This window comes from Pseudomonas coleopterorum (genome assembly GCF_900105555.1).
Lineage (GTDB): Bacteria > Pseudomonadota > Gammaproteobacteria > Pseudomonadales > Pseudomonadaceae > Aquipseudomonas > Aquipseudomonas coleopterorum.
The window spans coordinates 878,893-904,048 of the sequence record NZ_FNTZ01000001.1; the positions used below are offsets into that span (position 1 = coordinate 878,893).

General features: G+C 63.7%; 22 protein-coding genes. 16 read left to right on the plus strand and 6 right to left on the minus strand.

Features of this window, described 5'->3' with window-relative positions:
* Window positions 1-284 precede the first annotated feature (284 nt).
* The 3 genes from kdgD (at window position 285) to BLV18_RS03865 (ending at window position 3,747) form a co-directional block, all read left to right on the plus strand.
* Window positions 285-1,196 (plus strand): 5-dehydro-4-deoxyglucarate dehydratase, encoded by a 912-nt coding sequence (gene kdgD, locus BLV18_RS03855; protein ID WP_090356461.1) that lies wholly within the window; start codon window positions 285-287, stop codon window positions 1,194-1,196.
* Between the two features lie 211 nt (window positions 1,197-1,407).
* Entirely contained in the window at window positions 1,408-2,349 is a 942-nt protein-coding gene (locus BLV18_RS03860; RefSeq protein WP_049860558.1) for an AEC family transporter, read from the plus strand.
* Between the two features lie 45 nt (window positions 2,350-2,394).
* Entirely contained in the window at window positions 2,395-3,747 is a 1,353-nt protein-coding gene (locus tag BLV18_RS03865) for an amino acid permease (protein WP_049860559.1), read from the plus strand.
* A 10-nt stretch (window positions 3,748-3,757) separates the two neighbouring features.
* Here BLV18_RS03865 and BLV18_RS03870 read toward each other — a convergent pair whose 3' ends face one another.
* The 5 genes from BLV18_RS03870 to gatC form a co-directional block, all read right to left on the minus strand.
* Window positions 3,758-4,792: a calcium/sodium antiporter gene (locus BLV18_RS03870; RefSeq protein ID WP_090356463.1), complete on the minus strand. Its 1,035-nt coding sequence runs from the start codon at window positions 4,790-4,792 to the stop codon at window positions 3,758-3,760.
* Window positions 4,793-4,840: 48 nt separating this feature from the next.
* Window positions 4,841-5,239, minus strand: a complete 399-nt coding sequence (locus BLV18_RS03875; protein ID WP_425272641.1) for a septal ring lytic transglycosylase RlpA family protein — start codon at window positions 5,237-5,239, stop codon at window positions 4,841-4,843.
* Between the two features lie 98 nt (window positions 5,240-5,337).
* Window positions 5,338-6,783 (minus strand): Asp-tRNA(Asn)/Glu-tRNA(Gln) amidotransferase subunit GatB, encoded by a 1,446-nt coding sequence (gatB, locus tag BLV18_RS03880; RefSeq protein ID WP_090356467.1) that lies wholly within the window; start codon window positions 6,781-6,783, stop codon window positions 5,338-5,340.
* 11 nt (window positions 6,784-6,794) lie between these two features.
* Window positions 6,795-8,246 carry an Asp-tRNA(Asn)/Glu-tRNA(Gln) amidotransferase subunit GatA gene (gene gatA / locus BLV18_RS03885; protein WP_090356469.1) on the minus strand — a complete coding sequence of 484 codons (1,452 nt, stop codon included), beginning with the start codon at window positions 8,244-8,246 and terminating at the stop codon, window positions 6,795-6,797.
* Window positions 8,247-8,263: 17 nt separating this feature from the next.
* Entirely contained in the window at window positions 8,264-8,551 is a 288-nt protein-coding gene (gene gatC / locus BLV18_RS03890) for an Asp-tRNA(Asn)/Glu-tRNA(Gln) amidotransferase subunit GatC (RefSeq protein WP_043186652.1), read from the minus strand.
* 205 nt (window positions 8,552-8,756) lie between these two features.
* Here gatC and mreB point away from each other — a divergent pair, with 205 nt between their 5' ends.
* The 7 genes from mreB to tldD all read left to right on the plus strand — a co-directional run bounded on the left by mreB (window position 8,757) and on the right by tldD (window position 19,188).
* Complete coding sequence (gene mreB, locus BLV18_RS03895) at window positions 8,757-9,794, plus strand: rod shape-determining protein MreB (protein ID WP_008371426.1); 1,038 nt, start codon at window positions 8,757-8,759, stop codon at window positions 9,792-9,794.
* 136 nt (window positions 9,795-9,930) lie between these two features.
* On the plus strand, window positions 9,931-10,980 hold the full coding sequence (gene mreC / locus BLV18_RS03900) for a rod shape-determining protein MreC (RefSeq protein ID WP_090356471.1): 1,050 nt from the start codon (window positions 9,931-9,933) through the stop codon (window positions 10,978-10,980).
* Entirely contained in the window at window positions 10,980-11,468 is a 489-nt protein-coding gene (mreD, locus tag BLV18_RS03905) for a rod shape-determining protein MreD (RefSeq protein WP_056845012.1), read from the plus strand. The genes mreC and mreD overlap by 1 nt, the downstream gene beginning before the upstream one ends.
* 36 nt (window positions 11,469-11,504) lie before the next feature.
* On the plus strand, window positions 11,505-12,092 hold the full coding sequence (locus tag BLV18_RS03910; RefSeq protein WP_049860565.1) for a Maf family protein: 588 nt from the start codon (window positions 11,505-11,507) through the stop codon (window positions 12,090-12,092).
* Between the two features lie 61 nt (window positions 12,093-12,153).
* Window positions 12,154-13,611, plus strand: a complete 1,458-nt coding sequence (gene rng / locus BLV18_RS03915) for a ribonuclease G (RefSeq protein ID WP_049860566.1) — start codon at window positions 12,154-12,156, stop codon at window positions 13,609-13,611.
* A gap of 64 nt (window positions 13,612-13,675) precedes the next feature.
* Entirely contained in the window at window positions 13,676-17,491 is a 3,816-nt protein-coding gene (locus BLV18_RS03920; protein ID WP_090356473.1) for a YhdP family protein, read from the plus strand.
* A gap of 254 nt (window positions 17,492-17,745) precedes the next feature.
* Window positions 17,746-19,188: a metalloprotease TldD gene (gene tldD / locus BLV18_RS03925; RefSeq protein ID WP_049860568.1), complete on the plus strand. Its 1,443-nt coding sequence runs from the start codon at window positions 17,746-17,748 to the stop codon at window positions 19,186-19,188.
* Window positions 19,189-19,229: 41 nt separating this feature from the next.
* Here tldD and yjgA read toward each other — a convergent pair whose 3' ends face one another.
* Entirely contained in the window at window positions 19,230-19,751 is a 522-nt protein-coding gene (gene yjgA / locus BLV18_RS03930) for a ribosome biogenesis factor YjgA (protein WP_090356475.1), read from the minus strand.
* Between the two features lie 108 nt (window positions 19,752-19,859).
* Here yjgA and pmbA point away from each other — a divergent pair, with 108 nt between their 5' ends.
* The 6 genes from pmbA to BLV18_RS03960 all read left to right on the plus strand — a co-directional run bounded on the left by pmbA (window position 19,860) and on the right by BLV18_RS03960 (window position 25,088).
* Window positions 19,860-21,206, plus strand: coding sequence for a metalloprotease PmbA (pmbA, locus tag BLV18_RS03935; protein WP_049860570.1), 1,347 nt, complete (start codon window positions 19,860-19,862; stop codon window positions 21,204-21,206).
* 118 nt (window positions 21,207-21,324) lie between these two features.
* Window positions 21,325-21,720, plus strand: a complete 396-nt coding sequence (locus BLV18_RS03940) for a hypothetical protein (protein ID WP_043186681.1) — start codon at window positions 21,325-21,327, stop codon at window positions 21,718-21,720.
* Window positions 21,713-23,089: a class II fumarate hydratase gene (locus BLV18_RS03945; RefSeq protein WP_090356477.1), complete on the plus strand. Its 1,377-nt coding sequence runs from the start codon at window positions 21,713-21,715 to the stop codon at window positions 23,087-23,089. Before BLV18_RS03940 ends, BLV18_RS03945 begins: the two co-directional genes overlap by 8 nt.
* Window positions 23,090-23,119: 30 nt before the next feature.
* A complete protein-coding gene (locus BLV18_RS03950; RefSeq protein WP_090356479.1) occupies window positions 23,120-23,572 on the plus strand; it encodes a DUF2753 family protein in 453 nt (150 codons plus the stop codon).
* Window positions 23,573-23,574: 2 nt separating this feature from the next.
* Window positions 23,575-24,186, plus strand: coding sequence for a superoxide dismutase (locus tag BLV18_RS03955; RefSeq protein ID WP_090356481.1), 612 nt, complete (start codon window positions 23,575-23,577; stop codon window positions 24,184-24,186).
* Between the two features lie 8 nt (window positions 24,187-24,194).
* A complete protein-coding gene (locus BLV18_RS03960; RefSeq protein WP_090356483.1) occupies window positions 24,195-25,088 on the plus strand; it encodes a ZIP family metal transporter in 894 nt (297 codons plus the stop codon).
* Window positions 25,089-25,156: the final 68 nt, after the last annotated feature.

The window sequence follows — 25,156 nt, forward strand, 5'->3', positions numbered from 1 at the left end:
TGACGCGGCTCGCGCCGCTGCTACAGGGACACCGCGACCCTCTGTAGCAGCGGCGCAAGCCGCGTCGGCGGCCAAGGTGATTTGTCTGATACCCCGCGGTGAAACCTGACGCGGCTCGCGCCGCTGCTACAGGGATCCTGTGGGCGGTGCATGGTGAACAATCTGAAAATACTTCGTTCCGGCTATTGAGGAACACTTGGAGTAGTTGTACGATGACGTACGACATCAGCCAGCCATGGCTGCTTGGTTGTTCAATTTTCCATGCGACCCAGGGTGTTCAAACAATGAATCCACAAGAACTAAAGTCCATCCTCAACCACGGCTTGCTGTCTTTCCCGGTAACCGACTTCACTGCCCAAGGCGACTTCCACCGCGAGGGCTATATCAAGCGCCTGGAATGGCTTGCCCCGTATGGCGCCAGCGCGCTGTTCGCTGCCGGCGGTACCGGTGAGTTCTTCTCCCTCGCTGCCAGCGAATACTCGCAGGTGATCAAGACTGCGGTCGACACTTGCGCCAAAAGCGTGCCTATCCTCGCCGGTGTGGGCGGTTCCACTCGCCAGGCCATCGAATATGCGCAGGAAGCCGAGCGCCTGGGCGCCAAGGGTCTGTTGCTGTTGCCGCACTACCTGACCGAAGCCAGCCAGGACGGCGTGGCCGCCCACGTCGAAGCCGTGTGCAAATCGGTCAACATCGGCGTCATCGTCTACAACCGCAACGTCTGCCGTCTGAACGCACTGCTGCTCGAGCGTCTGGCCGAAACCTGCCCGAACCTGATCGGCTACAAGGACGGCTTGGGCGATATCGAACTGATGGTGTCGATCCGTCGCCGTCTGGGCGACCGTTTCAGCTACCTGGGTGGCCTGCCGACCGCCGAAGTCTATGCTGCTGCCTACAAGGCGCTGGGCGTACCGGTCTATTCGTCCGCCGTGTTCAACTTCATCCCGAAGACCGCGATGGACTTCTACCACGCGATCGCCGCTGACGATCACGTCACCGTAGGCAAGTTGATCGATGACTTCTTCCTGCCTTACCTGGACATCCGCAACCGCAAGTCGGGCTATGCCGTCAGTATCGTCAAGGCCGGCGCCAAGATCGCAGGTTACGACGCAGGTCCGGTGCGCACCCCGCTGACCGACCTGACTGGCGAAGAGTATGAAATGCTCGCTGCGCTGATGGACAAGATGGGTCCGCAGTAAGCTTCGGAACCGCGGTGCGGCGTGCGCGGCCGCTGACCGCTCCTACGGGGATCTTGCAGGTGCTGGGGATCTTTGTGGGAGCGGGGCAGGCGACGAGCCCGCTGCCCTCCAAGCGGCTGCTCCAGACACAGGCTTTGCCAGAATTTCCCCGCCTCATTCCCCTATCCTCGCTATCATTGTCGTCTGACTCCAGGCAACAGGTTCCCCCGGCATGCTGGCCCTATTTCTGCAGACCCTGAACGTGACCGCTCCGGTGTTCGCCATGCTGTTTTTGGGCTATGGGCTGAAGCGGATCGAGTGGATCAACGATAACTTCATCAAGACCGCCTCGGCCTTGGTGTTCAACGTCTGCATGCCGTCCTTGCTGTTCCTGGGCATCTACCATGCCGACCTGCGCTCGGCGCTCAAGCCCGGTTTGCTGGTGTATTTCGTGGTGGCCACGGTGGGCAGCTTCGCCATCGCCTGGTGGATCGCCACCAAGCGTTGTCCGGAGGTCGATCGCGGCGTCTTCACCCAAGGCGCATTTCGCGGCAACAACGGCGTCATTGGCCTGGCTCTGGCCGGCAGCATGTATGGTGACTACGGCATCTCTCTGGGCTCGATCCTCGCGGGCCTGGTGATCGTGCTCTACAACTCCTTGTCCGTCGTGGTGCTGGCGATCTACAGCCCCAACATCAAGTCCGACCCCTTGAGCATCTGCAAGAGCATCCTGGTCAACCCGCTGATCATCAGCGTGGTCACGGCCGTGCCCTTCGCCTGGCTGCAGGTGCCCATCCCCAACTGGATCCTGACTTCTGCCGATTACGTCGCGCAGATGAGCCTGCCGCTGGCACTGATCTGCATCGGCGGCACCCTGTCGCTGGCGGCCTTGCGCAGCAGCGGTTCGGTGGCCCTGAGCGCCAGCGCGGTGAAAATGATCCTGCTGCCGATCGTCGGTACATTCGGTGCCTGGCTGTTGGGCTTTCGCGGGGCGGAACTGGGCATTCTGTTCCTGTATATTGGCGCTCCTTCGGCCTCGGTCGGTTATGTCATGGTGCGGGCCAGCGGCGGCAACTATTCGCTCGCCGCCGCCATCATCGTGATCACCACCCTGGCGGCGGCCATCACCACCAATATCGGAATTTTCCTGTTGCAGTGGGGCGGCTGGATCTAGACGCTGCTTGCCCACCGGCAAGCATTTACCCGCTAAGGAACCGCAATGGATGATCAATCCACCCCCGAAGGTCTGCATCGGGGTCTGAAAAACAGGCATATCCAGCTCATTGCCCTGGGCGGCGCCATCGGCACCGGCCTGTTTCTGGGCATTGCCCAGACCATCGGCATGGCCGGCCCTTCGGTGATCCTGGGCTACGCCATCGGCGGCCTGATCGCTTTCTTCATCATGCGCCAGCTCGGTGAGATGGTCGTCGAGGAACCGGTCACCGGGACCTTCAGCCATTTCGCCAACCGCTACTGGAGTGGCCTGGCCGGGTTCATGTCCGGCTGGAACTACTGGGTGCTGTACGTGCTGGTGGGCATGGCCGAGCTCACCGCCGTGGGCATCTACATCAAGTACTGGTGGCCGGACGTGCCCACCTGGGCTTCGGCCGCGGTGTTCTTCGTGCTGATCAACGCGATCAACATGTTCCAGGTGAAGATCTATGGCGAGATGGAGTTCTGGTTCTCGTTGATCAAGGTGGCGGCCATCGTCAGCATGATCGGCTTCGGCGCCTGGATGCTGGCCACCGGCAATGGCGGGCCTGATGCCAGCGTTGCCAACCTTTGGCAATACGGTGGCTTCTTCCCCAACGGCATCGGGGGCCTGACCCTGGCCATGGCGGTGATCATGTTCTCCTTCGGCGGCCTGGAACTGGTCGGCATCACCGCCGCCGAAGCCGATGATCCCAAGCGCAGCATACCCAAGGCCACCAACCAGGTGATCTACCGCATCCTGCTGTTCTACGTGGGCGCCTTGACCATCCTGCTGTCGCTGTACCCGTGGCAGAAAGTGGTCGAGGGCGGCAGTCCGTTCGTGATGATCTTCCACGCGCTGGACAGCAACGTGGTGGCTACCGTACTCAATGTGGTGGTGCTGACCGCAGCGCTGTCGGTCTACAACAGCTGCGTCTATTGCAATAGCCGCATGCTGTTCGGCCTGGCGGTGCAGGGTGATGCACCCAAGACCTTGCTCAAGGTCAACCGCCGTGGCGTGCCCATGAAAGCACTGGGGATTTCCGCGCTGGCAACCGGCTTGAGCGTGCTCATCAACTACCTGATGCCGGGCGAGGCGTTTGGCTTGCTGATGGCGCTGGCCGTCTCTGCGCTGGTCATCAACTGGGGCATCATCAGTATCACCCACCTGAAATTCCGCAAGGCCATGCGCGCCAACGGTCATGCAACGTTCTTTCCGAGCTGGGGCTACCCGATCACCAACTGGGTATGCCTGGCGTTCCTGGCAGCGATTCTGGTGATCATGTACATGACCCCAGGCATCCGCATTTCGGTGCTGTTGATTCCCGTATGGCTTGGGGTGCTGGCCGTGGCCTGGATGTTCAAGAAGCGCCAGGGGTAGGGCGCGTCGTTCAGTGCTGTCGACGCCAGGCGCGCAGGGTGCCCCAGAGCACCACCGCCGCCAGCACTGGCAGCACGTAGAACAGCATCAGCTCTTCCAGTCTCGCCGCCAGCGGCATGCCCGTGGTGAAGGTCACCACATGCAGGCCATAGGCAGCGTAGAGCCCCAGCAGCACCAGCCCCTCGACCCGTGTGACGCGGTATCCCGAGTAGAACAGGGGCAGGCACAGCAGCGTGACGCCCAGCATGACCGGCAGGTCGAAATCCAGCGCATTGGGCGAAACGCTCAAGGGTGCTGGCGCCAGAACGGCGGTCAGGCCTAGCACGCCGAGCAGGTTGAACAGGTTGCTGCCGATCACGTTACCCACCGCAATCTCACGGTGACCGCGCAACGCGGCCACGAGCGAGGTGGCCAATTCCGGAAGAGAGGTGCCGACGGCCACGATGGTCAATCCGATCACCCGATCCGACAGGCCGAAATCGGTGGCCAGTTCCAGCGCCGCTTCCAGTAACCAGTGGCTTCCGGCAACCAGCAGCAGCAAACCGCCGAGCATCATGCCCAGGCACTTGAGCCAGGGGGCGGTGCCCTGTGGCGTCGCCACCCGGCCCGGATGCCGCGACTGGCGCCATAACACGCCCAGGTAGCCGACCAGGCCCAGGAGCAGGATGCCGCCTTCCAGGCGCCCCAGTTGCTCGTTCAAGGCCAGTCCGAATACCAGCGCACTGGCGCCGATCAGCAACGGGATATCGAGCCGCAGCAGTTGCCGGGACACCCGCAACGGAATGATCAGCGCGGATAACCCCAAGGTCACCAGCAAGCTGAAGATGTTGCTGCCCACCAGGCTGCCCACGGCGATGTCGGGCGTACCGACGAACGTCGCCTGCAGGCTGACCGCCAGCTGCGGCGCACTGCTGCCCAGCGCCACCACGCCCAGGCCCACCACCAGTGGCCTGACCTTCAGCGCAGCCGCCAGGCGCACGGCGCCGCGCACCAGCCATTCGGCCCCGGCAATCAGCAGCAACAGCCCTGTGAACAATTGCAGCAAGGTGGGTCCGGGCAAGGTGGCGAGATTGAAAATGACGGCGGCTCCGAGTCAGTCTTGCAGGGTTTGCACACGCACGCGAGCGGTGCCGCTGCGCAGCATGCCCAGTTTTTCTGCCGCGCCCTTGGACACATCGATCAAGCGCCCGCGCGACTGAGGACCACGGTCGTTGATCCGCACGATGACGTTGCGCTGGTTGGCCAGATTGGTCACCACCACTCGGGTGCCGAATGGCAGCTGGCGGTGGGCCGCAGTCAGGCCGTACTGATCGAAGCGTTCGCCACTGGCCGTGCGAGCGCCATGGTGGCGCGCGCCGTAATAGGAGGCGACCCCGTCACGGTCGTAACCACGGGGGTCGATGATGCCGTTCTGGCTGGCGCAACCGGCCAACAACGCAATCGCGCCGGCACAAACGGCATGACGCCCAAATGAACAAGCCCCCCGTAGCAGCGGTGCAAGCCGCGTCGGCGGTATTCCCGGTCCGTCTGATTCACCGCGTCGGGGCCACACGCGGCTTGCGCCGCTGTTACAGGGGGTGCGCTGTTGCATCAACCGGCCAGCTTGCTCTTGAGTAACTCGTTGACCTGCTGCGGGTTGGCCTTGCCCTTGGACGCTTTCATGGCCTGGCCGACGAAGAAGCCGAACATCTTGCCGCGTTTGGCCTCGTCTGCCGCACGGTACTGTTCGACCTGCTCGGCGTTGGCGGCCAACACTTCGTCCAGCACCTTCTCGATGGCACCGCTGTCGGTGACCTGTTTCAGGCCGCGCGCCTCGATGATCTGGTCGGCATCGCCTTCACCATTGGCCATGGCTTCGAAGACCATCTTGGCGATCTTGCCGGAGATGGTGTTGTCCTTGATGCGCTGCAGCATGCCACCCAGTTGCGCGGCGCTGACCGGCGACTCCTCGATTTCCACGCCCTGCTTGTTCAGCAGGCTGCCCAGCTCGACCATGACCCAGTTGGCGGCCAGCTTGGCATCGCCGCAGCTGCCCACGACCTGCTCGAAGAAGTCAGCCTGCTCGCGGCTCGAAGCCAATACGCTGGCATCGTACGCGGACAAACCAAACTCGTTCTGGAAGCGCTCACGCTTGGCCGGCGGCAGCTCCGGCAGAGTCGCCCGGGTGGTTTCCAGGAACGAATCCTCGATCACCACCGGCAGCAGGTCCGGATCGGGGAAGTAACGGTAGTCGTTGGCTTCCTCCTTGCTGCGCATGGCCCGTGTCTCGTCCTTGTTCGGATCGTACAGGCGGGTTTGCTGAACGACCTTGCCACCGTCCTCGATCAGCTCGATCTGGCGCGCGATCTCGCTGTTGATGGCGCGTTCGATGAAGCGGAACGAGTTGACGTTCTTGATCTCGCAGCGTGTGCCGAACTCGACCTGTCCCTTGGGCCGGATCGAGACGTTGCAGTCGCAGCGCAGCGAGCCTTCGGCCATGTTGCCGTCACAGATGCCCAGGTAGCGGACCAGCGCATGGATCGCCTTGACGTAGGCCACGGCTTCCTTGGCGCTGCGCATGTCGGGCTCGGACACGATTTCCAGCAGCGGTGTACCAGCTCGGTTGAGGTCGATACCCGTGCTGCCGCTGAAGTCCTCGTGCAGGCTCTTGCCGGCGTCCTCTTCCAGGTGCGCGCGGGTCACACCGATGCGCTTGACCGTGCCGTCTTCCAGGGTAATGTCCAGGTGGCCCTTGCCGACGATCGGCAGCTCCATCTGGCTGATCTGGTAGCCCTTGGGCAGGTCGGGGTAGAAGTAGTTCTTGCGCGCGAACACGTTGTGCTGGCCGATCTCGGCATCGATGGCCAGACCGAACATCACGGCCATGCGCACGGCTTCCTGGTTGAGCACCGGCAGCACGCCGGGCATGCCCAGGTCGACCAGGCTGGCCTGGGTGTTCGGCTCGGAGCCGAAGATGGTGGAACTGCCGGAGAAAATCTTCGACTGGGTGGCGAGCTGGGTATGAATCTCCAGCCCGATCACGACTTCCCATTGCATGATGTTTCTCCTTAGAAGCCTTCAGGCGCGCGAGTGTGCCAGTCGGTGACTTGCTGGTACTGGTGCGCCACGTTGAGCAGGCGGCCTTCCTGGAAGTAAGGGGCCAGCAGTTGCACGCCGACCGGCAGGCCATCGACGAAACCGGCCGGCATCGACAGGCCGGGCAGGCCGGCCAGGTTGGCGGTGATCGTGTAGATGTCTTCCAGGTAGGCGGCCACCGGATCGGCGTTCTTGGCCCCCAGTTTCCAGGCCGGGTTTGGCGTGGTCGGGCTGAGGATCATGTCGACGTCTTCGAAGGCGGCCATGAAATCGTTCTTGATCAGGCGGCGAATCTTCTGCGCCTGCAGGTAATAGGCGTCGTAGTAGCCGGCCGACAGGGCATAGGCACCGACCATGATGCGGCGCTGCACTTCCGCCCCGAAGCCTTCGGCGCGCGAACGCTTGTACAGATCGGTCAGATCCTTGGGGTTCTCGCAGCGGTAGCCGAAGCGCACGCCATCGAAGCGCGACAGGTTAGAGGACGCTTCGGCCGGCGCGATCACGTAGTAGGCGGCGATCGCCTGCTGCATGTTCGGCAGGCTGATGTGCTTGATCACCGCGCCGAGTTTTTCCAGCGCCTGGATGCTGGCCTGCACCCGTTCGGCGATGCGCGGGTCGAGGCCGGCACCGAAGTATTCCTTTGGCACGCCGATGCGCAGACCCTGCAGGGAGTCGCCCAGGGTGGCGCTGTAGTCCGGAACCGGCTCATCGATGCTGGTGGAGTCCTGCGGATCGAAGCCCGCCATGCCTTGCAGGAGCAGGGCGCAGTCTTCGGCGTTGCGCGCCAGCACGCCGGCCTGATCGAGGCTGGAGGCGTAGGCGATCATGCCCCAGCGCGACACCCGGCCGTAGGTCGGTTTGATGCCGGTGAGATTGGTGAAGGCGGCGGGTTGGCGAATCGAGCCGCCGGTGTCGGTACCTGTGGCCACTGGCAGCAGACGCGCGGCCACGGCCGCAGCCGAACCGCCCGACGAGCCGCCGGGCACGTGCGCCAGGTTCCAGGGGTTTTTCACCGCGCCGTAATGGCTGTTCTCGTTGGCCGAGCCCATGGCGAATTCGTCCATGTTCAGCTTGCCCAGAGTGACCGCGCCGGCCGCATTGAGCTTGGCCACCACGGTGGCATCGTAGGGCGCCTCGAAGTTGTCCAGCATCCTGGACCCGCAACTGGTGCGGATGCCCTGGGTGCAGAACAGATCCTTGTGGGCCAGCGGCACGCCCAGCAGGGCACCGCTTTCACCCTTGGCGCGGCGCGCATCGGCGGCCTGTGCCTGGGCGATGGCATGCTCGGGGGTGACGGTGATGAAGCTGTTGAGCTGCGGGTCCAGCTGGGCGATGCGCGCCAGCAGGGTGCGGGTCAACTCTTCGGCGGAAAATTTCTTGTCGGCGAGTCCGCGGGCGATCTCGGCCAGTGTCAGTTGATGCATGGCAGGCTCTTTTCCCTTTACTCGATGACTTTCGGAACCAGGTACAGGCCGTTCTCGACCGCCGGCGCAATGGCCTGGTAGGCGTCGCGCTGGTTGCGTTCGGTCACCTGGTCGGCGCGCAGCCGCTGGCTCGCTTCCAGTGGGTGGGCCAGGGGTTCGATGCCGCGGGTGTCGACCGCTTGCATCTGGTCGACCAGGCCCAGAATGCTGTTCAGTGCTTCGATGGTGCGTGGCAGATCGGCGTCATTCAGGCCCAGACGAGCCAGGTGAGCGATCTTTTCCACGTCGCAGCGTTCAAGCGCCATGGGGGTCTCCGGTGGAAAATGAAATACGGCAGGGCCGTGGTTTTGGGGAACACAATCGCACTTCTGCGGTCATATGGCCGCGATCGAGTGCAGGCGTGCCCGGAAAAACAGCCAATTTAACATATTGGCGCCTTGCCCAAAATCCCCGCCGTTGTTAGAGTTTGCCGCACTTTTTTACCCACGCGTTGCCTAGGGTCCTTTTCCCATGTTCAAGAAACTGCGTGGCATGTTTTCCAGCGATCTTTCCATCGACCTGGGCACTGCCAACACCCTTATTTACGTGCGTGAGCGCGGTATCGTTCTGAATGAGCCATCGGTTGTGGCCATTCGGACCCACGGTAATCAGAAAAGTGTCGTTGCGGTCGGTACCGAAGCCAAGCGCATGCTCGGTCGTACCCCCGGCAACATCGCCGCCATTCGCCCCATGAAGGACGGCGTCATCGCCGACTTCAGCGTCTGCGAAAAGATGCTGCAATATTTCATCAACAAGGTGCACGAAAACAGCTTCCTGCAGCCCAGCCCGCGCGTGCTGATCTGTGTGCCTTGCAAGTCCACCCAGGTGGAGCGTCGTGCCATTCGTGAATCGGCGCTCGGCGCCGGTGCCCGCGAAGTGTTCCTGATCGAAGAGCCCATGGCAGCCGCCATCGGTGCCGGTTTGCCGGTCGAGGAAGCACGCGGTTCGATGGTCGTCGACATCGGCGGTGGCACCACCGAAATTGCCCTGATCTCGCTCAATGGCGTGGTCTACGCCGAGTCCGTCCGCGTGGGCGGCGACCGCTTCGACGAAGCCATCGTCACCTACGTGCGTCGCAACTACGGCAGCCTGATCGGCGAATCCACCGCCGAGCGCATCAAGCAGGAAATCGGCACCGCCTACCCAGGCGGCGAAGTGCGTGAAGTCGACGTGCGCGGCCGCAACCTGGCCGAGGGCGTGCCACGCGCCTTCACCCTGAACTCCAACGAAGTGCTGGAGGCTCTGCAGGAGTCCCTGGCCACAATCGTGCAGGCGGTCAAGAGCGCGCTGGAGCAGTCGCCTCCGGAATTGGCCTCGGACATCGCCGAGCGCGGCCTGGTGCTGACCGGTGGTGGCGCGCTGCTGCGCGACCTCGACAAGCTGCTGGCCCAGGAAACCGGCCTGCCGGTGATCGTCGCCGAAGACCCGCTGACGTGCGTGGCTCGTGGTGGCGGTCGCGCCCTGGAAATGATGGACAAGCACACCATGGATCTGCTCTCCAGCGAGTAACTTCGCGGGAAAGATTCCTGGGGCCGTTTACAGGTAGCGTCTTCGATGCTACCTGTATGCGTCCTGTACTTTCGATCCGGGCCGGTTTGCCGTCACATGAATGACCACATGAACATTTGCCTGGGAGGAGCGGCTTATTAAACCGCTTTTCACCAAGGGCCCCTCACTGGGCGTGCGCCTGTTGGTGCTGGTCGTGCTGTCGGTCGCGCTGATGGTGGTCGACGCGCGCTTCACTCTGCTCAAGCCCGTGCGCAGCGAAATGTCGCTGGTGCTGATGCGTGCCTATTGGGTGACCGATCTGCCACAGCGTTTGTACGAGGGCGTTGCCAGCCAGTTTGGCAGCCGCACCGAGTTGTTGGCCGAAAACGAGAAACTCAAGACCGAAGCTCTGTTGTTGCAGGGTCGCCTGCAAAAGCTGGCGGCGCTGACCGAGCAGAACGTGCGCCTGCGCGAGTTGCTCAACTCCTCGGCGCTGGTGAACGAAAAGGTCGAGGTCGCCGAGCTGATCGGCATGGACCCGAACCCGTTCACCCATCGCATCCTGATCAACAAGGGCGAACGCGACGGTGTGGTGCTCGGTCAGCCGGTGCTCGACGCACGTGGCCTGATGGGGCAGGTGGTCGAATTGATGCCCTACACCTCGCGCGTGTTGCTGCTCACCGACACCACCCACAGCATCCCGGTGCAGGTCAACCGCAACGGCCTGCGCGCCATTGCCAGCGGCACGGGGAATCCCGAGCGCCTGGAATTGCGCCATGTAGCCGACACCGCTGACATCAAGGAAGGCGATCTGCTGGTCAGCTCGGGTCTGGGGCAGCGTTTCCCGGCCGGGTATCCGGTGGCCACGGTGAAGGAAGTCATCCACGACTCCGGCCAGCCCTTTGCCATCGTGCGCGCGGTGCCGACCGCCGCCCTGAACCGCAGCCGTTATCTGTTGCTGGTGTTCAGCGACAGCCGTTCGCCGGAGCAGCGCGCCACCGAGGCCGCGCAGGCCCAGGAAGCCGCCGATCGCCAAGGCGCGGCTCCTGAAGTCAGCGCTCCGACGACGCCGACGACGGCGCCCGCTGCCGCTGCACCCGCATCCGCCACACCCGCGCACAGCACCGCACCGGCCGCCACCCCCGCGCACACGACCCCGGCGACACCTTCGCGGTCCGCGCCGGCTACAACACGGGAGAGGCAATAATGGTGGGTACTCGCTCGCGCAATGGCTGGGTCATCTGGGTGACCTTCATCGTCGGCCTGTTGCTTTGTGTGTCGCCGATGCCGCAGTTCATGGAAGTATTGCGGCCGCTGTGGCTGGCCCTGCTGCTGGCCTACTGGACGCTCTCGGTACCGCACAAGGTGGGCATGACCACCGCCTGGGTCCTGGGGCTGGCGCAGGACGTGCTGTTCGGCACGCTGCTTGGGCAGAACGCGCTCATCCTCAGCCTCATCACCTTCCTCATCCTGTCCCTGGCCCAGCGCATGCGCATCTTCCCGATGTGGCAGCAGAGCCTGGTCATTCTCGTGGTCTTCGGCCTGGCGCAGTTGGTGCAGCTGTGGCTGAGCGCCTTGACCGGCAACCGTCAACCTACCCTGGCCCTGTTGCTGCCTGCGCTGATGAGCGCTTTGCTCTGGCCGTGGGTCAGCTACCTGCTGCGCGGCTTGCGCAAGCGCCTGGGCATCAACTGACGGGCCCGTGCGCGGCCCGACGCGGAGACGCCTCGCATGTCTACCCTGTACCTGGCTTCCAGCTCGCCGCGACGGCGTGAACTGCTGACACAGATCGGCGTCCCGTTCACCGTGGTCAAGGCACCCATCGACGAAACCCCGCAGGCCGGTGAAGGCAGCTTTGCCTACGTACAACGCATGGCCGAAGAAAAGGCTCGCGCCGGCTGGGAGTCGCTGCCGCAGCCAGGCAGCGGTCATGTGCTGGGCGCAGATACGGCGGTCATCGCTCAAGGCCGCATTCTCGGCAAACCGCGTGACGAGGCCGATGCCTTGGCGATACTGGCGTTGTTGTCCGGCAGCACTCACGAGGTGATCACCACCGTGGCGCTGTTCGACGGTGCGCGCATGGACACCTGCACCGCGTCGGCGCGGGTCACCTTCCGCCCTATTGACGAGGCAGAGGCCCGTGCCTATTGGGCCAGCGGCGAGCCGGCGGACAAGGCGGGCGGTTATGGCATTCAGGGTCTGGGTGCAATATTCGTAGAAAAGCTCGAAGGCAGTTATTCTGCCGTCGTCGGTCTGGGTTTGTTCGAAACCGCGGCGCTGCTGCAACGCAACGGCATCGCCTGCTGGCAAGCGTCCTGAGAAGGGCCTTGCGGGCGCGTCATCGCCACTACAATAAAGACACCAGGAACGAGACCCAGCCATGAGCGAAGAGATTCTGATCAACATCACGCCGATGGAATCGCGCGTGGCCGTGGTGGAAAACGGTGTCCTGCAAGAGGTGCATGTCGAGCGCACTCAGCGTCGCGGCATCGTCGGCAATATCTACAAGGGCAAGGTCGTGCGCGTGCTGCCCGGCATGCAGGCCGCCTTCATCGACATCGGCCTGGACCGCGCCGCGTTCATCCACGCGTCGGAAATCTCCCTGCGCGAAGGCTCGAGCCTGGAAACCATCAGCGCCCTGGTCCACGAAGGACAAAGCCTGGTGGTGCAGGTCACCAAGGACCCGATCGGTTCCAAGGGCGCACGCCTGACCACCCAGCTGTCGATCCCTTCGCGCTACCTGGTGTACATGCCGCGCACCCGGCACGTCGGCATTTCCCTGAAGATCGAAGACGAGAGCGAGCGCGAACGCCTGAAGAAGGTGGTGGCCGACTGTGTCGAGAAAGAAGGTATCCAGGAAGTCGGCGGGTTCATCCTGCGCACCGCTGCCGACGGCGCCGGTGCCGAGGAAATCCTCATGGACATCCGCTATCTGCGCCGTCTGTGGGACCAGATCAACGCGCAGATCCAGACCGTTGGTGCACCGACCGAAATCTACGAAGACCTGGGCCTGGCACTGCGCACCCTGCGCGACCTGGTCAACCCGAAGATCGAGAAGATCCGCATCGACTCCCGGGAAACCTTCCAGAAGACCACCCAGTTCGTTGCCGAGCTGATGCCCGAAATCGCCGACCGCCTGGAACATTACCCCGGCGAGCGCCCGATCTTCGATCTGTACGGTGTGGAGGACGAGATCCAGCGCGCCCTGGACCGCAAGGTGCCGCTCAAGTCCGGCGGCTATCTGGTGGTGGACCCAGCCGAGGCGATGACCACCATCGACGTCAACACCGGCGCTTTCGTCGGTCACCGCAACCTCGAAGAAACCATCTTCAAGACCAATCTGGAAGCGGCCACCGCCATTGCCCGGCAACTGCGCCTGCGCAACATCGGCGGGATCATCATCATCGACTTCATCGACATGGAAGATGAGGAGCATCAGCGTCAGGTTCTGCGCACCCTGGAGAAGCAGCTGGAGCGCGATCACGCCAAGACCAACATCATCGGCATCACCGAGCTGGGTCTGGTGCAGATGACCCGCAAGCGCACCCGGGAAAGCCTCGAACAAGTGCTGTGCGAACCCTGCATTTGCTGCCAGGGCCGCGGCAAGCTGAAGACCCCCGAGACAGTGTGTTACGAGATTTTTCGCGAGATCCTGCGCGAGGCCCGTGCCTATCAGGCCGAAGGCTATCGTGTGCTGGCCAATCAGAAAGTGGTCGACCGTCTGCTCGACGAAGAATCCGGCAATGTGGCCGAACTGGAAGCGTTTATCGGACGAACCATTCGCTTCCAGGTCGAGTCCATGTATTCCCAGGAACAATATGATGTGGTGCTGCTCTGAAACGGCCAGTGGAACGATTCTCGACCTGTAGGGCTGACACGGTACATTGCCGGAGCGTGCCTGCATGGTCCGTGTGAGTGCTGCGCTCGGGGGCTTGATCCGTTGGGCCCTGGCACTGTGCGCCGTGCTGCTGGTGTTGCTGGCGCTCTATGTCAGCCTGGGTCGGCAGTTGATTCCGTTGGTGGCCGAGTACGATGCTCAGATCGAGGCGCGTGCCAGCGAGGCGCTGGGCATGCCGGTGCGCATCGGCAGCCTGGAAGGCCGCTGGAACCGTCTGGCGCCAGTGCTGCTGATTCATGATGTGCAGGTGGGCGAGGGCAGCAACGCGCTGCGTCTCGATCAGGTCAAGGTGGTACCGGACCTGTTGAGCAGCCTGTTGGCGCGTGCGGTGCGCATTGCCCATCTCGAGCTGGGCGGCGTGCAGCTCAGCGCCGTCGAGGATGCCACGGGCAAGTGGTCGGTCAAGGGCGTGCCCCAGCAACCGGATCAGGCCTTCGACGTGCAGCGCACGTTGCAGCAGATGCAACAGGTCGAGCAGTTGTCGGTGCTCGACAGTCAGCTGACCCTGCAACCCTTCGAGCATGATCCACTGACCCTCACCTATGTCGGCCTGAGTCTGCGCACCGCTGACGAGCGCCAGCGTCTGGACCTGCGCCTGCACCTGCCCGACGGTCAGCCGTTGGCGCTGAACGTCGAGGCTCAGGTGCGCGCCGAACACTGGCGCGACGGCCGCGCCCAGGCCTACGCGAATCTGCCGCAGAGCGACTGGGCAAAGTGGCTGCCAAGTCGCTATACCCAGGGTTGGAAGCTTGACCAGCTCAAGGCGGGGGGCGAGGTTTGGGTGGACTGGGCAGACGCCAATGTCCAGCGAGCCGTGGTTCAACTGGATGCGCCAGCGCTCAAGGGCGCCTATGGCGACCACAAGCCGTACACCCTCGCCGATCTCACGCTGAAGGCGTGGATGCAGCGCAACACCGACGGTTTCGACGTGAACCTGGGAACCCTCGCCATGACGCTGGACGGCAAGCCGTGGCAGACTCATATTGCGCTGCAGCAGCGCGCGGCAACGCCGTCGAGTCAGGAGCAGTGGCGTGTGCAGGCCGATCGCCTCGACCTGACCCCGATCACGCCACTGCTCGACGCGCTGGCACCCCTGCCCAAGCAGGTGGCGGCCATCGTCAATGGCCTGAACTTCACTGGCGTGGTGCGCAACCTTTCCCTCGACGTTCGTCCCAAGGCCACGGGTGCCGAGCGCCTGAGCTACGCCGCCAATCTGGAGAATGTCGGCTTCGATGCCTACTACGGTGCTCCAGCGGCAGACAATGTCAGTGGCAGTTTGATTGGCGACATCGGCCAAGGCGAACTGCGCCTGGACAGCGACAAGTTCATGCTGCACCTGAGCCCCATCTTCGAAAAGCCCTGGCATTACCTCAAGGCTAACGCCCGGCTGAACTTCAAGCTCGATGATCACGCTTTCACCTTGATCGCGCCGGCCATTCGTGTGCTGGGCGAGGAGGGCAAGATCGCGGCCGATTTCCTCATTCGCCTGCCGTTGCATCACGAGGCCGAGCCCTACATGGACCTGCGGGTTGGCCTGGTCGACGGCGATGGCGCCTACACCAGCAAATACCTGCCCAAGGTGCTCAGCCCGTCGGTCGACCAGTGGCTGCGTACGGCGATCAAACGTGGCGCGGTCGACCAGGGTTACTTCCAGTACCAAGGCTCGCTGGCCAGTGCAGCCGAGGCCCATTCACGCAGCATCACCCTGTTTTTCAAGGTCCATGACGTGACCCTGGCCTTCCAGCCCGGCTGGCCGGAGGCGCGCAAGGTCGCAGGCAATGTCTACATCCAGGACGGCGACGTGCGCATCCTGGCTGACCGTGGGCAGATTCTCGACACCAAGGTCAGCGACGTTGCGGTCAGCGTGCCCCACGTACCAGTTGGCCAGGACAGCCACTTGTTCGTGAACGGCAATTTCGACGGCGGCCTGGCCGACGGGTTGAAGATCCTGCAGACCGCCCCGATCGGTACCGCCGACATCTTCGCTGGCTGGCAGGGCGAGGGCCCGCTCAAGGGCAAGCTGGAACTCGACATCCCGCTGGTCAAGGGGCACGAGCCCAAGGTGGTGGTCGACTTCAGCACCCGTGCGGCGCGCCTGAAGATCAAGTCGCCGGAGCTTGCGCTCAGTCAACTGGGCGGGACATTCCGTTTCGACTTCGACAAGGGCCTGAGTGGCGAGGGCGTCACGGCCCAGGCCTTCGATCAGCCGGTGAAGGCGCAGATCATGGCCGAGGGCAAGCCGGGCGCGCCGTTGACGCGCATCGTCGCCGACAGCCAGATCCCGGTGAAACGCCTGGTCGACTGGTTGCAGGTCAAGCAGGCCGTGCCGGCGTCCGGCGATATCGCCTACCAGTTGCAACTCAAGCTGGGCAGCGACAGCCAGCTTCGCGTCGACTCCGACCTCAAGGGCGTCGACATCGACTTGCCCGCACCCTTTGGCAAAGCGCGTTCAGTGGCCCGTCCCACGGCCTTCGTGATGAACCTGCAAGGCCGTGAGCGTCGCTTCGACGTCACCTACGCCGACATCGCCAGCTTCGCCTACGCCGCGCCGCCCAACGACCTGGCCAGCGGCCGCGGTGAATTGCTGGTCGGCGCCGGCACGCCGCAGCTTCCTGCGACCCAGGGCCTGCGGGTGCGTGGCGCGTTGCCGACCCTGGACCTGGAGCCGTGGCAGCAGCAGGCCGAGAACTACACGGGCGGCAATCCGAGTGGCACCGCCAGCCAGATCATCAATGCCGTCGACCTGCAGATCGGCACGCTCAAGGGGTTCGGCCAGCAACTCGACCAGGCGCGGGTACAGCTCAACCGCAGCCCCAGCGCCTGGCACCTCGCTGTGGCCAGCCAGCAAATCACTGGCAGGGTCGATGTACCCGATGGCAAGGCGACCCCGATCAATGTCGACCTCGACACCGTGCGCTTGCCGCCGGTCGATCCGAACGCGGTCAAGGCCGATAATCCGGTCGAGTCGCCTGATCCCCTGGCCAATGTCGATCCGCGCAAGATACCGGCGGTCAATGTCAGGATTCGCCAGCTGTTGCAGGGTTCGGAACTGGTCGGCAGTTGGTCGTTGAAGCTGCGCCCAACCGCCCGTGGTGTCGCCCTCAACGACCTCGACCTGGGGCTCAAGGGCTTGATGCTGCAAGGTGCTGCGACTTGGGAAGGTGCCTCTGGAGCGTCCAGCACCTGGTTCCGCGGGCGGCTGCAGGGCAAGAACCTGGCCGACGTGCTCCAGGCCTGGAAATTCGCGCCCACCGTGACCAGCGAGTCGTTCCACCTGGATGCCGACGGCCGCTGGCCCGGTTCGCCGGCCTGGGTGGGACTCAAGCGTTTTTCCGGCAACCTGGACGCGACCCTGCGTGACGGCCAGTTCGTCGAAGTCGAAGGCGGTGCGCAGGCCCTGCGCGTGTTCGGTCTGCTCAACTTCAATGCGATCGGTCGCCGTCTGCGTCTGGATTTCTCCGATGTGCTGGGCAAGGGTTTGAGCTACGATCGAGTCAAGGGCCTGCTGGTGGCCAGCGAAGGGGTGTACGTGACGCGGACCCCGATCACCCTGCGCGGCCCCAGCACCGACATCGATCTGGACGGTACCCTGGACATGGTGCGCGACGGCGTCAACGCCAAGGTGCAGGTCGCCTTGCCGATCACCAACAGCCTGCCGCTGGCTGCGGTCCTGGTGGGCGCACCGGTGGTCGGCGGCGCCCTGTTCGTGGTGAACAAGCTGCTCGGCGACCGCGTGGCGCGCTTTGCCAGTGTGCAGTACCGCATCGAGGGGTCGTGGAAGGATCCGCAGATGACCCTGGTCAAGCCTTTCGGTGGCTGACAATGCGGTTGCCTTGGCTGTGTATCGGACGGCTGGGCCAGGCCGGGTATTGAAAACGTGTCGGGGCGGACGCATGTAGTGTTTATTCGTCACAGGCACCGGCATTGCGCGCGTCGCCCCAGGCGACGCGCGAGCATCCATTTGCGCAGACCGCCTCGCGGCCTGCGAGCACCTACTGACGCAGCGCCGCCAAGCGAACTGCGAGCATCTATCCCGCAGCGCGCGACGCGCCCTGCGAACAGCGCGGAGTAAATATGAGCCAGATGTTATCCACCGTCAGCGACCACCTGCTGGCCCCCGGCGGCCTCACGCTCGACAGCCTGCAATCGGTGCTGGGCGAGTTGGCCGGCCCGGGCATCGACGCGGCCGACCTGTATTTCCAGGGTCAGATTTCCGAGTCCTGGGCGCTGGAAGACGGCATCGTCAAGGAAGGCAGTTTCAACCTCGACCAAGGCGTGGGCGTACGCGCCCAGTCCGGGGAAAAGACCGGCTTCGCCTACAGCAACGCGATCACCCAGGATGCGCTGGTGCAGGCCGCGCGCGCGGCGCGCTCGATCTCCCGCGCCGGCCAGAATGGCCGTGTGCAGGCCTTCAGCAGTCCAGTGGTCAGCCAGCTGTACGGTCCGGACAACCCACTGGAAGTGCTTACCCGCGCCGAAAAGGTCGACCTGCTCAAGCGTGTCGATGCCGCCACTCGCGCACTGGACCCCCGTATTCAGCAAGTCACCGTGAGCATGGCCGGGGTCTGGGAACGGATTCTGGTCGCGGCCGCTGATGGCAGCCTGGCGGCGGACGTGCGACCACTGGTGCGTTTCAACGTCAGTGTCATCGTCGAGCACAACGGTCGTCGCGAGCGCGGTGGCCATGGCGGCGGTGGACGTACCGACTATCGTTATTTCCTCGCCGAAGACCGCGCCATGGGCTATGCCCGCGAGGCGCTGCGCCAGGCTCTGGTGAACGTCGAAGCGGTGGCGGCACCGGCGGGCACCATGCCCGTGGTGATGGGTGCCGGCTGGTCTGGCGTGTTGCTGCACGAAGCGGTCGGGCATGGTCTGGAAGGCGACTTCAACCGCAAGGGCAGCTCGGCCTACAGCGGTCGCGTCGGTGAGAAGGTGGCATCGAGCCTGTGCACCATCGTCGACGATGGCACGCTGGCCGGGCGTCGCGGCTCGCTGAGCGTCGATGACGAAGGTACGCCGACCCAGTGCACCACCTTGATCGAAAATGGCGTGCTCAAGGGCTACATGCAGGACAAGCTCAACGCGCGGCTGATGGGCGTCGCTGCCACCGGCAACGGTCGCCGCGAATCCTATGCGCACCTACCCATGCCGCGCATGACCAACACCTACATGCTGGCGGGCGAGAGCGATCCGGCCGAGATCATCGCTTCGGTGAAGAAAGGCATCTACTGCGCCAACCTTGGCGGCGGACAGGTGGATATCACCAGCGGCAAGTTCGTCTTCTCGACCAGCGAAGCCTACCTGATCGAAGATGGCAAGATCACCACGCCAGTCAAGGGCGCGACGTTGATCGGCAATGGGCCGGAGGCGATGAGCAAGGTGTCGATGGTCGGCAACGACCTGGCACTGGACAGTGGCGTGGGCACCTGTGGCAAGGATGGCCAGTCGGTACCGGTCGGTGTCGGTCAGCCCACCTTGAAGATCGATGCGATCACGGTGGGCGGTACCGGCGCCTGAAGCGGGTGATGGGCAAGCCGGACGGCCTGCCCGCGGGCCTGTCAGCGCAGGCCGCGTTGGGTTTCGTCCAGCTCGCGGATGTACTTGAAGATCTTGCGCGTGGTAGCGGGCGGCTTGTTGTGAGCCGTTTCGTGCTGGGCCTGGCGAACCAGGTTGCGCAGGTGCTGGCGGTCGGTTTCCGGGTACTCGGCGAAGAACGCCTCCAGCACCTGGTCCGGGCCTGCGACCAACCGATCGCGCCAACGCTCCAGGTTGTGGAAACGTTCGTTGTACTGCCGGGTGGAGGCGTCCAGTTGATCGAGCAGCACCAGAATCGCCTCGACGTCCTGATCGCGCATCAGCTTACCGATGAACTGGATGTGGCGTTTGCGCGCGATGTGCGCCGTGTGCTTTGAGGCGTCACCCAGTGCCCGCCGCAAAGCGTCGGTCAGGGGCAGGCGATCGAGCATGTCCGGCTTGAGCGTGGTGAGCCGCTCGCCCAGATCGGTCAGCGCATGCAGTTCGCGCTTGACCTGAGTTTTGCTTTTTCCCTCGTCGAGGGAGTCGTCGTAAGAATCAACCATGGGGGCCGTCCGCAAATAAACGCCGCCATGATAACCAGTCGGGGGCCGCTTGTCTGGCCCGGCCGTAGATCGGCCCGCGCCGAAACCCGAATTTGAGTGGAGAACACCATGAACGCACCCCAGAGCGTCGGCCCGCAGGCACTGCCCGTCCTGCAGGAGCAAGTGCAGCAGATCATCGACGAAGCCAAACGCCAGGGCGCCAGTGCCTGTGAAGTGGCGGTTTCGCTGGAGCAGGGCCTGTCCACGTCGGTGCGTCAACGCGAGGTGGAAACTGTCGAGTTCAACCGTGACCAAGGCTTTGGCATCACGCTGTACGTTGGCCAGCGCAAGGGCTCGGCCAGCACCTCGGCCAGCGGTCCACAGGCCATTCGCGAAACCGTCGCCGCAGCGCTGGCGATCGCCAAACACACCTCCGAAGATGAAAGCTCGGGCTTGGCCGACGCCGCCCTGATGGCGCGCGAGCAGCCGGACTTCGACCTTTACCACGCCTGGGACATCACGCCCGAGCAGGCCATCGAAAAGGCCCTGGCCTGCGAAGCGGCCGCCTTCGATGCCGAACCCCTGATCAAGAACGCCGACGGCACCACGCTCAACACCCACCAGGGCTGCCGCGTGTATGGCAACAGCCATGGTTTCATCGGCGGCTATGCGTCGACCCGGCACAGCCTGAGTTGCGTGATGATCGCCGAGGCCAACGGTCAGATGCAGCGTGACTACTGGTACGACGTCAATCGTCAGGGCGAATTGCTCGCCGATCCCGTTGCCATCGGTCAGCGCGCCGCACAGCGGGCTGCGGCCCGATTGGGCGCACGTCCGGTGCCGACCTGCGAGGTACCGGTGCTGTTTTCAGCCGAGCTGGCCGGGGGCTTGTTCGGCAATTTCCTGGCCGCCGTTTCCGGGGGCAACCTGTATCGCAAGTCCTCGTTCCTGGAAGGGGCGATGGGGCAGCGCCTGTTCCCCGAGTGGCTGACCCTGGACGAGCGTCCGCACCTGATGCGTGCCATGGGCAGCGCAGCGTTCGACGGCGATGGTCTGGCCACCTACGCCAAGCCGTTCGTGGAGAACGGTGAACTGGTCTCCTATGTGCTCAGTACCTATTCAGGGCGCAAGCTGGGCCTGCCCAGCACCGCCAACTCCGGTGGCGTGCACAACCTGTTCGTGACCCACGGCGACGAAGACCAGAAAGCGCTGCTACGGCGCATGGGGCGTGGCTTGCTGGTCACCGAGTTGATGGGCCACGGCCTGAACATGGTCACCGGCGACTACTCGCGCGGTGCTGCCGGATTCTGGGTCGAAAATGGCGAGATCCAGTTTCCGGTTCAGGAAGTGACCATTGCCGGGAACATGCGCGACATGTTCAAACAGATCGTCGCCGTGGGTAACGATCTGGAGCTGCGCAGCAACATTCGCACAGGCTCGGTCCTGATCGAGCGCATGACCGTCGCCGGCAGCTGATCCTAGCGCCGGTCCGTCGCGGCCGGCACGGTTTGCAGCACAGGTGCCCACATGGGCGCTTGTGTTGATTCTCAATATCAATCAATAATAAAACTCATTCCGGCAAAAAGGTGCGCCGATGAGTTCTGCCGTTCACGAATTCGCCCATCTCGAAAACTGGCATTGGCTCGGCCTGCAAATCCGTTGCGCGCTGGCCCCCGACGAGCCGCGACTCATCGAACACTACCTCGCCCAAGGCCGCTACCTGGCGCGCTTTACCCCGACTTCTTCATGGTCCGTGGCTCACGGCACCTTTCGCCTGATGCTCGCTACCGCCCTCGATCAAGCCCTGCCGTGGCACTGGCGCAGCCTGTGTCTGGACCAGGCTTGGCGGCCTTTGCGTGACCTGCGCAATTGCGCGGCACAGCCAGCCCAGGTCCGCCAGTGGCAGGACTGCGCCCATCAGCTGGCGCGCTGCGAGTTGCTGCCTTCGATTCCACTCACTGATCTGCTGCAAGGATATTGCGATGAGTAACACCCGTATCGAGCGTGACAGCATGGGCGAACTGCAGGTACCGGAGGCCGCCCTGTATGGCGCCCAGACCCAGCGGGCCGTCGATAACTTTCCGATCAGCCGGCAGCGCATGCCGACCCAGTTCATCCGCGCGCTGATCCTGGCCAAGGCCGCTGCGGCCAAGGCCAACGTCGAGCTTGCGCAGATCAGCGCCGGCCAGGGCGATGCCATCGTGCGTGCCTGCGAACAACTGCTGGCCGACGACTTCATGCAGCACTTTCCGGTCGACATCTACCAGACCGGCTCCGGCACCAGCTCCAACATGAATGCCAACGAGGTCATCGCGACCTTGGCGGGCCGCCTTGTCGACGAGCCGGTCAACCCCAACGACCATGTCAACTGCGGTCAGAGCAGCAACGACATCATCCCCACCAGCATTCACGTGAGCGCTGCGCTGGCCCTGCACGAACAACTGCTGCCTGCACTGCGGCACTTGGTGCAGGTCACCCAGGCCAAGGCCGAGCAGGTTCACGTCTTCGTCAAGACCGGCCGCACGCACCTGATGGATGCCATGCCGGTGCGCATGAGCCAGGTGCTGCATGGTTGGGCGGCGCAGATCCAGGCCAACATCGACCACCTGCAAGCGCTGCAGCCTGCCTTGCAGGCGTTGGCACAGGGCGGCACGGCGGTGGGCACCGGGATCAACGCGCATCCCGAGTTCGCCCGGCGTTTCTGTCATCACCTTGGCGAGCTGACCGGTGTCGAGTTCACCCAGGGCGAGAACCTGTTCGCCCTGATCGGCTCCCAGGACACCGCAGTGGCGGTGTCCGGCCAGCTCAAAGGCACCGCCGTCACCCTGATGAAGATCGCCAACGACCTGCGCTGGATGAACTCCGGGCCACTGGCCGGCCTGGGTGAAATCGAACTCGAGGCCCTGCAGCCGGGTTCCTCGATCATGCCGGGCAAGGTCAATCCGGTGATTCCCGAGGCGACCGCCATGGTGGCGGCGCAGGTTATCGGCAATGACGCGGCGATCGCCATCGCCGGTCAGTCCGGCAATTTCGAGCTCAATGTGATGCTGCCGATCATTGCCCACAACCTGCTGTCCAGCATCGAACTGATGGCCAGTGCTAGTCGTCTGCTGGGCGACAAGGCGATCGCGACGTTCAAGGTCAACGAGGCCAAGCTCAAGGAAGCGCTCGCGCGCAACCCGATTCTGGTGACGGCACTCAATCCGATCATCGGATATCAGCAGGCTGCCCAGATTGCCAAGCTAGCCTACAAGGAAGGTCGGCCGATCATCGACGTCGCGCTGGAGCAAACCGACCTGAGCCGCGAGCAGCTCAGCGACCTGCTCGACCCGGAAAAGCTCACGGCCGGCGGTATCTGACCGCTCGGCGACTGCTGGGAGACCTGCGCCATGCAGCACTGGAAACGTATCACGGAGACGGCCAACGCCTGCTTTGTCCGGGGCGAGCTGATCGATGCGCGCGAACACTACCTGCAAGCCCTCGCTTGGGCTCAGGTGCTGTTCGAACGCTGGGCGGATGTCGACGAAGCGGTGGCCGCGTGCGTCATTTCCCATCACAACCTGGTTGACCTGCATCTGCAACTGCATCAACCCGAAGAAAGCGCCGAATACCTGTGCGCCATCCATGAACGCTTGTTGCGTGCGGCGCAGGACCCTCGGCTGCGGCCAACACTGCGCGAGGCCGCGCTGCGTCATGCCGGCAAGACCTACGCCGAGCTGCTCGGCTTCACTCGCCAGCATGGCGAATACCCCCGTACCCACCGGTTGCTGTGTGGCGCCGCCGACATCGACGTCGCGCCAGCGGTCACGCAATCCGATCACCTTCCCTACGGAGTTCACTGAAAATGCCCTATACCTTGCCCGCCCTGTCGTATGCCTATGACGCCCTGGAGCCGCACATCGATGCCGCGACCATGGAGATCCACCACACCAAGCATCACCAGACCTACATCACCAACGTCAACGCCGCCATCGAAGGTACCGAGTACGCCGAATGGCCGGTGGAAAAGCTGGTGGCCTCGGTCAAGCAGCTGCCGGAAAACCTGCGTGGCGCCGTTACCAATCACGGTGGCGGACATGCCAACCACAGCCTGTTCTGGGAAGTCATGTCGCCCAATGGCGGCGGTCAGCCCCAGGGCAGCGTTGGCCAGGCCATCGATGCCGAACTGGGCGGGTTCGACGCGTTCAAGGAAGCCTTCACCAAAGCTGCCCTGAGTCGCTTCGGCAGCGGCTGGGCCTGGCTCAGCGTCACGCCTGAGAAGAAGCTGGTCGTGGAGAGCAGCGGTAACCAGGACAGCCCATTGATGAATGGCAACACGCCCATCCTGGGGCTCGATATCTGGGAGCATGCCTACTACCTCAAGTATCAGAACCGTCGGCCGGAATACATCAATGCGTTCTACAACGTGGTCGACTGGGCCAATGTCGAGAAGCGCTACCAAGCCGCGCTGAGCTGAGTCTGGCCATGGGATCACAGACCTTCGCGCTGGCCAGTGTTCGCCGTTTTCGTCTGGCACTGGGCACGGTGTTGCTGCTGGCCGGCGCAGCTCTGCTGGTGGGCGAGCTGCTGGACTGGCTCGACCTCGAACCGCGTATCCTGCGTGCACTCGAGGGCGGTGCCATCTGCGCCTTGGGCACCGCCCTGGGCGCCGTTCCGGTACTGGTCATCCGCAGCATGCCCGTCGCGGTGGCCGATACGTTGCTGGGTTTCGGTGCCGGCGTGATGCTCGCCGCCACCGCGTTCTCGCTGATCATCCCCGGCCTGGATGCGGCAGCGGCGATCGGTTTCTCGCGCTGGGGTGCCGGCGCCCTGATGAGCCTGGGCATCATGTCCGGAGCATTCTGCCTGTACCTGGTGGACAGGAGGGTATCCGGCGTTACTCCGGATTACCTGGTGGGCACGACGCAACAGCCGGTGATCCCGGCACGCATCTGGATCTTCGTGATTGCCATCATCGCTCACAACATCCCGGAAGGCATGGCCGTCGGCGTTTCGGCAGGCGGCGGCATGCACGACGCCGACAGTCTGGCGATGGGCATCGCCTTGCAGGATGTGCCCGAAGGGCTGGTGATCGCATTGGTTCTGGCCGGGGCAGGCATGGCGCGCTACAAGGCTTTCCTGATTGGTGCCGCATCCGGGCTGGTGGAGCCGGTGTTTGCGGTACTGTGTGCCTGGCTGGTACGCATGGGCGAGCTGCTGCTACCTCTGGGCCTGGCCTTTGCGGCTGGCGCCATGCTGCTGGTCGTGACCCACGAAATCATTCCCGAATCACGCAGCAACGGCCATCACAAGCTGGCAAGCCTGGGCCTGTGTGTCGGTTTCTGTCTGATGATGGTCATGGACACCGCGTTGTCTTGAATCTGGTACCTGGGTGGTGGACAGCTCGATGGCCTCCACCCCGGTTCCGACGCTTGGCCACTGGCTTG